This is a genomic window from Variovorax sp. J31P179 (assembly GCF_030316985.1).
GTDB lineage: Bacteria > Pseudomonadota > Gammaproteobacteria > Burkholderiales > Burkholderiaceae_C > Variovorax > Variovorax ginsengisoli_B.
Genome location: NZ_JASZYL010000006.1, coordinates 202,869 through 214,511, shown reverse-complemented (window position 1 = coordinate 214,511; position 11,643 = coordinate 202,869). Strand labels below are relative to the sequence as shown.

Here is an 11,643-nt window from a genome sequence, read left to right as displayed (position 1 = left end):
ATGACCGACACCGCTCTCTCTATCGGCTTCATGGCCGTGCACAGCAACCATCCGGAAGCGCTGCGCGACCTGATGCTCGCCTGGATGGCGCGCCATCCGCTGGCGCCGCTGGAGGACGAGTGGGTGCTGGTGCAGAGCAACGGCGTGGCGCAGTGGCTCAGGCTGTCGCTGGCGCGCGATCCGGCCCAGGGCGGCATCGGCATCGCTGCCGCGCTGCAGACCGAACTGCCGGCCACCTTCATCTGGCAGGCCTACCGGGCGGTGCTCGGCACGCAGGCCGTGCCTGCGGCCTCGCCCTTCGACAAGGCCCTGCTGGTGTGGCGGTTGATGCGCCTGCTGCCCTCGCTGCTCGAAGAGGAGGTGTTCGCGCCGCTGCGCCGCTTCCTGGCCGACGACGCCGACCTCCGCAAGCGCCACCAGCTGGCCGAGCGCCTGGCGGACCTGTTCGACCAGTACCAGGTCTACCGCGCCGACTGGCTGGCCGGCTGGGCCGAGGGCCACGACCGGATCGTCGCCAGCCGTTCGGGCGAGCAGCCGGTGGCCGACGAACTGCGCTGGCAGCCGCGCCTGTGGCGGGCGCTGCTGGACGACGTCGGCCCGGCCGGCGCCGCCCACGGCCGGGCCGCCGTGCACCAGCGCTTCATGGCCGCGGCGGCAGGCTGGCAGGGCGAGCGCCCGGCCGGGCTGCCGCGCCGGCTGGTGGTGTTCGGCGTCTCGTCGCTGCCGCAGCAGTCGCTCGAGGTGCTGGGCGCGCTGGCGCGCTGGATGCAGGTGCTGATGTGCGTGCACAACCCCTGCGAGCACGACTGGTCGCACATCGTGGCCGACAAGGACCTGCTGCGCGCCGAGCGCCTGCGGCAGCGCCGGCGTCCGGGCGGCGAGGGCGTGATCGCCGAAGAGAACCTGCACCTGCACGCGCAGCCGCTGCTGGCCGCCTGGGGCAAGCAGGGCCGCGACTTCATCCGCCTGCTCGACGCCCACGATGCGCAGGAGTCCTATGCGCAGCACTTCGACGCCATCGGCCAGCGCATCGACTGCTTCGACCCCAACCCGCAGGACACGCTGCTGCGCCAGCTGCAGGACGACATCCGCGACCTGCGTCCGCTGGCCGAGACCCGCGGCAGATGGCCGGCGCTCGACGCGCGGGCCGATCGGTCGATCCGCTTCCACGTCACGCACGGTCCGCAGCGCGAGGTCGAGGTGCTGCACGACCAGCTGCTGTCGGCCTTCGCCGCCGACACGACGCTGCGGCCGCGCGACGTGATCGTGATGGTGCCCGACGTGGCGGCCTATGCGCCGCACATCCAGGCCGTCTTCGGCCTGCTCGGCGCCGACGATCCGCGCCACCTGCCCTACACGCTGGCCGACCAGGGCCAGCGCCATCACGACCCGCTGCTGGGGGCGCTCGAGAAGCTGCTGGCCCTGCCGCAATCGCGCATCGCGGTGAGCGACCTGCTCGACTGGCTCGAAGTGCCGGCCCTGCGGGCCCGTTTCGGCATCGACGAGAACCAGCTGCCGCTCCTGCACCGCTGGATCTCGGCCGCCAACATCCGCTGGGGGCTGCATGCCGAGCAGCGCCGCCAGCTCGACCTGCCCGGGGCGCTGGCCCAGAACAGCTGGGACTTCGGCCTGCAGCGGATGCTGCTGGGCTACGCGGTGGGCACCGGCGAGGCCTGGGAAGAGGTCGAGCCGCTCGACGAAGTGGGCGGGCTCGACGCCGCGCTGCTCGGCCCGCTGGTGCAGCTGCTGGCCGCGCTCGAATCGCATTGGCGCACGCTGGCCACGCCGGCCGCGCCCGCCGAGTGGGGCGTCCGGCTGCGGGCCTTGCTGGCCGACTTCTTCGCCGCCGACGAGGACAGCGACGGCTTCACGCTGAAGCGGCTCGAGATATCGCTCCAGCAATGGCTCGACGCCTGCGCCAATGCGGCCATGGCCGAGCCGGTTCCGCTGTCGGTGGTCCGCGAGCACTGGCTGGCGCAGATCGACCAGCCGACGCTCAACCAGCCCTTCTTCGCCGGCGCCGTGACCTTCGCGACCCTGATGCCGATGCGCGCGATCCCGTTCCGCGTGGTGGCCCTGCTGGGCATGAACGACGGCGACTATCCGCGGAGCCGCGTGCCGATGGATTTCGACCTGATGGGCCATGACTGGCGGCCCGGCGACCGCTCGCGGCGCGAGGACGACCGCTACCTGTTCCTCGAGGCCCTGCTGTCGGCGCGCGAGCAGCTGCACATCAGCTGGGTCGGTCGCAGCATCCTCGACCACTCGGAGCGGCCGCCCTCGGTGCTGGTGGCCCAGCTGCGCGACCACCTGGCGGCCGGCTGGCTGCTCGCGGGCGACGAGGAAGCGCCGGTGCCCGAGGCTGGCCAGCGGCTGCTGCATGCCCTGACCGTGGAGCACCGCCTGCAGCCTTTCCATCCGGCCTACTTCACGCTCGGCGGCGATGCGCGCCTGTTCAGCCATGCGCGTGAATGGCGGGCCGGCCTGGCGCCCCGGGGGACGGAGCAAGCCGATGCCGACGCACTGCCGCCCTGGCGCTTCGACGGCCCGCTCACGCTGCGCCTGCTGGCCGACTTCCTCAAGGACCCTGTGAAGAGCTTCTTCCGCCAGCGGCTGGGCATCCACTTCGAGGCCGACGATCCGGTCGGCGAGGACGAGGAGCCCTTCGCCATCGACGCCCTCGAGAACTGGCAGCTGCAGAACGAGCTGATCCAGGCGCAGCGGGCGGCCATCGAGGCCGGCGGCTCGCGCGAAGAGGCGCTGGGCAAGCAGCTCGCCCGCATGGCGCGCCGCGGCGACCTGCCGGCCGGCCACTTCGCCGCCCTGGTGCAGGAGCGGCTGGCCGAGCCGATGGAAAAGATGTTCGCCGAATACGAGAAGGCGCTGGCCGAATGGCCCGAGCCCTTGCCGGATGCCGCGCTGGACTTCCTGCCCGAGGGCCTGCCCGAGCCGCTGCGCCTCGCGGACTGGCTCGGCGGCCTGCGCGCGAACGCGAATGGCGAGCGGTGCCGCCTGCTGCTGGACAGCGGCAGCCTGGTCAAGGACCGAAGCTACAGGCTCGACAAGCTGGTGCCGTTCTGGATCGCGCACGTGGCGGCGCACCTGGAGGGCGGATCGATCACGAGCCGCATCGTCAGCAAGGCCGGCAGCGTGACGCTGCCTCCGCTGTCAGCGTTACAGGCCCGGGCCTGGTGGGCGGTGCTGCTGGATGCCTGGCAGCAGGGCCTGGACCGGCCGTTGCCGCTGGCGCTGCGCAGCGCCCTGGCCTGGCTCGGCAAGGGCGGCACGCAGGCCGACATCGGCGCCGGCGCGCCGCGCGAAGCCGCGCGCGCCTGCTATGAAGACAGCGACCCGGCCTACGGCAAGTTCGGCGAGTGCGACGGCAACGCCTATTTGGCCCGCGCGTTCCGCGATTTCGAATCCTTGTGGGCCGGCGGCGAGTTCGCCCGCTGGGCGCTGGCGCTGCTCAAGCCGATGAGCGATGCGGTCGGCCGGGCGCCGGCGAAGGAGGCCGAATGACCTTGCCTTCCTTGCTGGACCCCCTGCGTTTTCCGCTGCGCGGCAGCCGGCTGATCGAGGCCAGCGCCGGCACCGGCAAGACCTTCACGATCGCCGCGCTGTACCTGCGGCTGGTGCTGGGGCATGGCGGCGAGGCCGCCTTCACGCGGCCGCTCGCGCCGCCCGAGATCCTGGTCGTCACCTTCACCGAGGCCGCCACCAAGGAGCTGCGCGACCGCATCCGGGCCCGCTTGGCCGAGGCGGCCGAGGCCTTCCTCGCGGATCCCGCGACGGTGCCGCCGCAGCCACCGGGCCAGGACCTGCTGCACGACCTGCGCGCCGGCTATCCGCCAGCGCAATGGCTGGCCTGCGCCCGCACCCTGCGGCTGGCCGCCGAGTGGATGGACGAGGCCGCGGTCTCGACCATCCACGGCTGGTGCAACCGCATGCTGCGGGAGCACGCATTCGACAGCGGCAGCCTGTTCACACAGACGCTCGAGACCGACCAGCGCGAGCTGCAGGCCGAGGTCATGCGCGACTACTGGCGCACCTTCTTCACGCCGCTGGCGCCCGCCGACGCCCAGCAGGTGCACGGCTGGTGGGCCACGCCCGACGCCTTGCTGAAGGCGGTCGAGAAGCTGGTCGGCCTGAGCGAGGTGCTGGGCGAGGGCTTGCCGCCTGCCATGGCGCTGGAGCGCGCGCGCGAGCAGCAAGGGCATGCGCTTGCGGACATCAAGGCACCCTGGGCCGCTTGGGTGGATGAACTCCAGGCCCTGATCGAATCAGCGACCGCTGCCAAGCAGGTCGATGGCCGCAAGCTGCAAGCTCGGCACTACCAGCCCTGGCTTGAAGGGTTGCGGGCCTGGGCGGCCGACGATTCGGTTTCTCCGTTGCCCAAAGAAAGCACGGGCTGGACTCGCTTGACGCCTGAAGGACTTGCCGCTGTTTTCAAGGACGGGATGTCGCCGCCCACTCACCCCGCTCTGGACGATATGCGCACGCTTCCGGGAAGGCTGCAAGTCCTCCCCGACGGCCGCCAGGACCTGTTGCGCCATGCGGCCCGCTGGTCGGCCGACCGGCTCGCCGCCGAGCAGGCCCGGCGCGCGCAGATGGGCTTCGACGAACTGCTGACCCGGCTCGACGCCGCCCTGCAGGGCCCCAACGGCGAGCGTCTCGCGGCCCTGATACGGCGCCAGTTCCCGGTCGCGCTGATCGACGAGTTCCAGGACACCGATCCGCTCCAGTACCGCATCTTCGACGCCGTCTACGGCATCGCGGCCAACGCGCAGGACACAGCCGTGGTGCTGATCGGCGACCCCAAGCAGGCGATCTACGCCTTCCGCGGCGCCGACATCCACACCTACCTGGCGGCGCGGCGCGACACCCTGGACCGCCACGCCACGCTCGGCACCAACTTCCGTTCGACGCCGGCGATGGTCGAGGCCGTCAACCAGGTCTTCCTGCAGGCCGAGGCGCGCGAGACGGGGCAGGGGGCCTTCCTGTTTCGCGCCGATGGCGAGAATCCGCTGCCCTTCCTCCCGGTCCAGGCCCGGGGTCGCAGCGAGCGCTGGACCGTCGCCGGCCAGCCCGCCCCGGCGCTGACCTGCTGGACGCTCGATGGCGATCCCCCGCCCGGCAACGGCGAGGCCCAGCGCCTGCTGGCCGCCGCCTGTGCCACCGAGATCGTGCGGCTGCTCGCCGGCGGCCTGGCGGGCCGCACCGGCTTCGCCAAGGCAGGCGAGGCGCTGCGCCCGGTGCAGCCGGGCGACATCGCGGTGCTGGTCAACAGCGGCCGCGAAGCGAGCGCCGTGCGCCAGGCACTGGCCACGCGCGGCGTGCGCAGCGTCTACCTGTCCGACAAGGACTCGGTGTTCCAGAGTCCGGTGGCCGCGGAGCTGCAGCGCTGGCTGGCCGCCTGCGCCGAGCCCGACGACGACCGGCCGCTGCGCGCCGCGCTCGGCAGCGCGGCACTGGCGCTCAGCTGGCCCGAACTCGACCGGCTCAACCACGACGAGCTGCAATGGGAAGCCCGGGTGCTCCAGTTCCGCCGCTACCAGCAGACCTGGCGGCGCCAGGGCGTGCTGCCGATGCTGCGCCACCTGCTGAACGACTTCGGCGTGCCGCAGCGGCTGCTGGCGGCGGGCGACGAGCGCATGCTGACCGACCTGCTGCACCTGGCCGAACTGCTGCAGCAGGCCAGCGCGCAGCTCGACGGCGAGCACGCGCTGATCCGCTGGCTGGCCGAGCAGCGCGAGGACAGCGCGAGCGAGAACGAGGCCCGCAAGCTGCGTCTCGAAAGCGACGCCGACCTGGTCAAGGTCGTCACCGTGCACAAGTCCAAGGGGCTTGAATATCCGCTGGTCTTCCTGCCTTTCGGCACCGCCTTCCGCGCCGCCAAGGCCGACGACCTGCCGCTCAAGTGGCACGACGCGCAGAGCCACCTGGTGGTGGCGCTGCAGGCCGACGCCGATGCGCTGGCCAGGGTCGACCACGAACGCCTGGGCGAAGACCTGCGCAAGCTCTACGTGGCGCTGACCCGAGCCCGCCATGCCACCTGGGTCGGCGTGGCGCCGCTGGCCGGCGTCGAGCGCAGCGCGCTCGGCTACCTGCTGGGCGGCGGGGCGCCGCTCGCGGCATCGGCGCTGGCCGATGCGCTGCGCGACTGGGCGAAGACGTCCGCGGCCATTGCGGTCGACGCCGCCCCCGAGGCCGACGATGCGCGTTACAGCCCGGTCGCCGATGCGCTGCAGCTGGCGCCCGAGCCGGCCCTGCCGTCGGGTCCGCGCGAACGCTGGTGGGTCGCCAGCTATTCGGCCCTGAGCCGGGCCGGCGACCTGCTCGACGACGAGGCCGCGCTGGCCCTCGGCGAGCCCGCGACCCGGCTGGCGCTGCCGCCGACGCCGGCCAGCGCCGCCGAAGACATCTACGCCGACAGCCGCGGCGACGCCATCGCGCCCGACGACGATTTCGGCACCCCGGCGCCCAGCACCGGCAGCCTGCACGACTTCCCGCGCGGCGCCGGCCCGGGCAGCTTCCTGCATGGCCTGCTCGAATGGGTAGGCCGCCAGGGCTTCGGCCGCCTGCAGTCCGATGCGGCGGCACAGGCCGACCTGGCCGACCTGATCGCCCGCCGCTGCAACCTGAGCGGCTGGAGCGCCTGGACCGAGAGCTTGCGCGACTGGCTGCTGGGCTGGCTGGCTGCGCCGCTGGACCTCGGCGCGTGGCTTCCCGGGGCCGGCGCGGTCGCGCCCGCGGCGCTGGGCCGGGTCCAGATCGAGATGGAGTTCTGGTTCGGCGTCCGGCAGGTCGACCTGCGCGCGCTCGACGCCCTGGTCTGCCGCCACACGCTGGACGGTGCGCCGCGCGCAGCGCTGCTGCCGCAGCAGCTCAACGGGATGCTCAAGGGTTTCATCGACCTGGTGTTCGAGCACGAGGGCCGCTACTACGTGGCCGACTACAAGTCCAACTGGCTGGGCCCGCGCGATGTCGACTACACGCCCGCCGCGCTCCGCGACGCCGTGCTGCAGCACCGCTACGAGCTGCAGTACGCGCTCTACGTCTTCGCGCTGCACCGGCTGCTGCGTTCGCGGCTCGCCGACTACGACTACGAGCGCCACGTCGGCGGCGCGGTCTACCTGTTCCTGCGCGGCCATGCGGCGCCGGGCCAGGGGCTGCACTGCGAACGGCCGCCGAAAGCGCTGATCGACGCGCTCGATGTCTTGTTCAGCGGCGCGGCGCTCGCTCCGGCGGAGCAGCCGTCATGAAAGCCCCGACCGTGGTGTCCACCGACGTCTTCCTCGGCGCGCCGCCCGCGCGCCATGCGCCCCTGCTCGCCGACCTCGACCGCTGGGTCGCCGAAGGCTGGCTGCGCGCGCTCGACCGCAGCTTCGCCGCCTTCCTGGCGCAGAAGGCGCCCGAGGCCGACCCGTTGCTGGTCCTCGGCGCCGCGCTGGCCAGCCACCAGCTCGGCCGCGGCCATGCCTGCCTCGACCTCCAGGCGGCGCTGGCCGATGCGGGCCTGGCGCTGTCGATGCCGCCCGAAGGCGCGGCGCGCGCGGCGGAGGATGCCGCGCCCATCACCGCGCCCTCGGCCTTGCTGGCCGGCGTGACGCTGGCGCGCTGGACCAAGGCCTTGACGCATCCGGCGCTGGTCGGCGACGGCCCCGGCGCCACGCCGCTGGTGCGCATCGGCAGCCGGCTGTACCTGCGCCGCTATTGGCAGTACGAGCAGTCGGTGCGGGCCGCGATCGGCGAGCGCGTGGCGCGGCCCACCGCGGCGGCCGCGCCCGAGATGCGCGCCACATTGGCAGCGGCGCTCGACGTGCTGTTCCCGCACCGCGACGGCGCCGCGGCCGACTGGCAGAAGATCGCCTGCGCCTTGGCCGCGCGCCAGCACTTCGGCATCGTCACCGGCGGCCCGGGCACCGGCAAGACCACCACCGTGGTGCGGCTGCTGGCGGTGCTGCAGCACCTGGCGTTGGCCGGCGGAGAGAGCCGCCGGCTGCGCATCCGGCTGGCCGCGCCCACGGGCAAGGCGGCGGCGCGGCTCAACGAATCGATCGCCGGCGCGGTCGCCCGCCTGCCGCTCGAAGGGCTGGCCGATCCGGCGGCGGTGCGCGCGGCGATTCCGACCGAGGTCACGACCGTGCACCGGCTGCTCGGCAGCCGCCCCGACACGCGGCACTTCCGCCACGATGCGCGCAACCCGCTGGCGCTCGATCTGCTGGTGATCGACGAAGCCTCGATGCTCGATCTCGAGATGATGGCCGCCGTCTTCGCCGCGCTGCCGCCGCATGCGCCGCTGATCCTGCTCGGCGACAAGGACCAGCTCGCTTCGGTCGAGGCCGGCGCGGTGCTGGGCGACCTCTGCCAGCGCGCCGACGCGGGCCACTACAGCGCCGACACCGCCGCCTGGCTCGAGGCCGTCACCGGCGAGCTGCTGGAGCCCGAGCTGTGCGATGCCGCCGGCAGCCCGCTCGACCAGGCGGTGGTCAAACTGCGCATCAGCCATCGCTTCAGCGCCGCCAGCGGCATCGGCAAGCTGGCCGAGGCGGTCAACGCGGGCGACGCCGGTGCGGTGCGGCGCGTCTTCGATCGCGGCCATGCCGACCTGTCGCAGCAGCGCAGCCTGGACGACGCGGCGCTGCGCCGGCTGGTGGTCGATGGCGCGCCCGAGGGCTTCGCGGGCCAGGGAGCGGGGCGCGTCGAGGGCGGCAAGGCCGTGCCGCCGCCGGCCGGCTACCGCCACTACCTGGCTCGGATGAGCCAGGGCAAGCCCGGCATCGATGCCCCGCAGGCCGACTTCGACGCCTGGGCGCGCGAGGTGCTCGCGGCCTATGGCCAGTTCCAGCTGCTGTGCGCCCTGCGCAGCGGCCCGCAGGGCGTCGCGGGGCTGAACCAGCGCATCGCCGGCCTGCTGCGCGCCGAGGGGCTGCTGGAGGCCGACCATGGCGGCTGGTACCCGGGCCGCCCGGTGCTGGTCACCCGCAACGACTACGGGCTGGGCCTGATGAACGGCGACGTCGGCGTCACCTTGGCGATGCCGGCCTGGGTGCCCGGCGAGCAGCGCCCGCGCTGGACCCTGCGCGTGGCCTTCGCGGCCGGCGACGGTCAGGGCGGCATCCGCTGGGTGCTGCCGAGCCGCCTGCGCGCGGTCGAGACCGTGTTCGCGATGACGGTCCACAAGTCGCAGGGCTCCGAGTTCGCGCATGCCGCGCTGCTGCTGCCCGAGCGGGCCAGCCCGGTGCTGACGCGCGAGCTGGTCTACACCGGCATCACGCGGGCCCGCCACTGGTTCACGCTGGTGGCGGCGCCCGAGGTGATGCAGGGCGCGGTGCGCAAGCGGGTCGAGCGGGTCGGGGGGCTGGGCCTGCGCACCCCCTGAGCCGGGCTACTTCGAAGCGGCGGACTTGGCGAACCAGGCTTCGAAGCCGATCGATCCCAGCCACGGGTTCTTGCCGCTCGGCACCAGCGTGTCGTCTTCGAGCCGGGCGCCGAAGTAGCGCGCCTGCGGATCGGCCACGACCTGGCGCGGGTCTTTCGTCGCGGCGAGGTAGCGCTGCAGCAGCTCGGGCATTCGCACGCGCTCCGGCCCGGCGATCTCGACCACGCCGTTGAGCGGTGCGCCCAGCGTGTACTCGGCCATTGCCGCCGCCACGTCGTCGGAGGCGATCGGCTGCACGAAGGCCGGTGACAGCTTCACGGTCTGTCCGTCGGCGCCCGACTGCGCGATGCCGCCGAGGAATTCGAAGAACTGCGTCGAGTGGACGATCGTGTAGGGGATCGAGCCCTCGCGGATCAGCTTCTCCTGCGCGATCTTGCCGCGGAAGTAGCCGCTTTCGGCCAGCCGGTCGGTGCCGACCACCGACAGCGCGACATGGTGCTTCACGCCTGCCCTGGCCTCCGCGGCCAGCAGGTTGCGGCCCGCGGTCTCGAAGAATTCCAACACCGCCTTGTCCTCGAAAGAAGGCGAGTTCGCGACGTCGACCACCACTTGAGCGCCGGCGAGCGCTTCGGCCAGGCCTTCGCCCGTGATCGTGTTGACGCCCGAGGCCGGCGAGGCCGCGAGCACCTCATGGCCGCGCTGGCGAAGCTTGGCGACGAGCTTGCTTCCGATCAGGCCGGAGCCGCCGATGACGACGATCTTCATGGTCATTCCAATCCTGCCTTGTCGAGGCCGTAGGCCTTGTCGGCCGAGCCCGGCACGGTCGTGAAGCCGACATTGAGCCGGTTCCAGGCATTGATCGCCATCACGGAGAAGGTGAGGTCGGAGAGTTCCTTTTCAGACAGTTGCGTGCGTACGCGGTCGTAGACGTCGCCCGGCACGCCGTGCTCGGGCAGGCGGGTCAGGATCTCGGTCCAGGCCAGGGCGGCGCGTTCGCGCGGGCTGAACAGGGTCGATTCGCGCCAGATCGGCAGGTGGTAGAGGCGCAGTTCGCGCTCGCCGTGCAGCTTGGCTTCCTTCACGTGCATGTCGAGGCAGAAGCCGCAGCCGTTGATCTGCGAGGCGCGGATGTGCACCAGGTCCAGGGTCTTCTGCTCGATGGCGCTGCTCTTCTCGAGCATGCTGAATTCGACGAACTTCTTGAACAGCTCGGGCGATTGCTGCATGGCGTTGATGCGTTGGGTCATGGTCACTTCCTGAGGGCCCCAGAACGGCTGAGGCATCCGTTTGCGAGAAGTCGCTGCATGGACGGATCTTTTGCATCCATGCCCACAAGACGCGCCAGCTCGCCGGTTTGTGACAGACCCCGCCTCAATGCCCCTGGAAAGCCGCCGCCAGCCGTGCCAGTTTCTCGGGGTTGCGCTGCACGTGGATGCGCGTGATGCGCTCGCCGTCGGTCTCGTACGACTGCGCGGATTCGAGCACCCCGTCGATGAAGCGCAGCAGCGCCCATTCGCCGTTGATCATCGCGAGCTCCACCCGCACGCCGCTGCCGAAGCGCAGGTGGGCGGCATAGAAGAGCTGCGCGATGCGCTGGCCGCCCAGCAGCGGCTTGCCGAAGCTCGGCACGATGCCGCCGCCGTCGCCGATCAGCTCGGCGTTCTCGGCCAGCATGCCGTTCATGGCCGCGAAGTCGCCGCGCGACAGCGCCTCGGCGAAGCCGCGCATCAGCTGGTGGTGGGCATCGCGCGAGACCGTGAAGCGCGGCCGCTCCTCGCGCAGCTGCGTCTTGGCGCGGTGCACGATCTGGCGGCAGGCGGCCTCGCTCTTGCCGACGGCCTTGGCCACTTCGTCGTAGTCGGCATCGAACACTTCGCGCAGCAGGAAGGCGGCGCGCGCCTCGGGCGCCAGCCGTTCGAGCATGAACAGGAAGGCGACCGAGACGTCGTCCGACAGCTCCTTGGTCTGCTCGGGCGTCGAGGGCCCATCGGTCAGCACCGGCTCGGGCAGCCAGTAGCCGACGTAGTGCTCGCGCTGCACCTTGGCGGCGCGCAGCCGGTCGATCGCGATCCGCGTCGTGATGGCCACCAGCCAGGCCTCGGCGTTGTCGATGCCGGTCTGGTCCGCTTCGTGCCAGCGCAGCCAGGCGTCCTGCACCACGTCCTCGGCCTCGGCCACGGAGCCGAGCATGCGGTAGGCGATGCCCTGCAGGCGGGGGCGGAGGCGGTTGAAGGTGGTGGTGGGGTCTGGGGTGGTCATTT

The 11,643-nt window shown here is 72.2% G+C and carries 6 protein-coding genes; 3 read left to right on the top strand and 3 right to left on the bottom strand.

What is annotated here, in order from left to right; all coding sequences use genetic code 11:
* Genes recC through recD form a run of 3 tightly spaced genes read left to right on the top strand, consistent with a single transcriptional unit; the run spans position 1 to position 9,382 of the window.
* A complete protein-coding gene (gene recC / locus QTI17_RS17405; protein ID WP_286534685.1) occupies positions 1 to 3,519 on the top strand; it encodes an exodeoxyribonuclease V subunit gamma in 3,519 nt (1,172 codons plus the stop codon).
* On the top strand, positions 3,516 to 7,262 hold the full coding sequence (recB, locus tag QTI17_RS17400) for an exodeoxyribonuclease V subunit beta (protein WP_286534684.1): 3,747 nt from the start codon (positions 3,516 to 3,518) through the stop codon (positions 7,260 to 7,262). The genes recC and recB overlap by 4 nt, the downstream gene beginning before the upstream one ends.
* Entirely contained in the window at positions 7,259 to 9,382 is a 2,124-nt protein-coding gene (recD, locus tag QTI17_RS17395; protein ID WP_286534683.1) for an exodeoxyribonuclease V subunit alpha, read from the top strand. The genes recB and recD overlap by 4 nt, the downstream gene beginning before the upstream one ends.
* A gap of 6 nt (positions 9,383 to 9,388) precedes the next feature.
* Here recD and QTI17_RS17390 read toward each other — a convergent pair whose 3' ends face one another.
* From QTI17_RS17390 to QTI17_RS17380, 3 genes are all read right to left on the bottom strand, one after another.
* The gene (locus tag QTI17_RS17390) at positions 9,389 to 10,147 is read right to left on the bottom strand and encodes an SDR family oxidoreductase (RefSeq protein WP_286534682.1); all 759 of its coding nucleotides are present in this window, start codon (positions 10,145 to 10,147) and stop codon (positions 9,389 to 9,391) included.
* 2 nt (positions 10,148 to 10,149) lie between these two features.
* Positions 10,150 to 10,629: a carboxymuconolactone decarboxylase family protein gene (locus QTI17_RS17385; RefSeq protein ID WP_286534681.1), complete on the bottom strand. Its 480-nt coding sequence runs from the start codon at positions 10,627 to 10,629 to the stop codon at positions 10,150 to 10,152.
* Between the two features lie 124 nt (positions 10,630 to 10,753).
* Complete coding sequence (locus QTI17_RS17380) at positions 10,754 to 11,641, bottom strand: RNA polymerase sigma-70 factor (protein WP_286534680.1); 888 nt, start codon at positions 11,639 to 11,641, stop codon at positions 10,754 to 10,756.
* Positions 11,642 to 11,643: the final 2 nt, after the last annotated feature.

Coding starts and splice junctions, on each gene's coding strand:
- recC (WP_286534685.1), top strand. CDS start 1: ATGACCGACACCGCTCTCTCTATCGGCTTCATGGCCGTGCACAGCAAC.
- recB (WP_286534684.1), top strand. CDS start 3,516: ATGACCTTGCCTTCCTTGCTGGACCCCCTGCGTTTTCCGCTGCGCGGC.
- recD (WP_286534683.1), top strand. CDS start 7,259: ATGAAAGCCCCGACCGTGGTGTCCACCGACGTCTTCCTCGGCGCGCCG.
- QTI17_RS17390 (WP_286534682.1), bottom strand. CDS start 10,147: ATGAAGATCGTCGTCATCGGCGGCTCCGGCCTGATCGGAAGCAAGCTC.
- QTI17_RS17385 (WP_286534681.1), bottom strand. CDS start 10,629: ATGACCCAACGCATCAACGCCATGCAGCAATCGCCCGAGCTGTTCAAG.
- QTI17_RS17380 (WP_286534680.1), bottom strand. CDS start 11,641: ATGACCACCCCAGACCCCACCACCACCTTCAACCGCCTCCGCCCCCGC.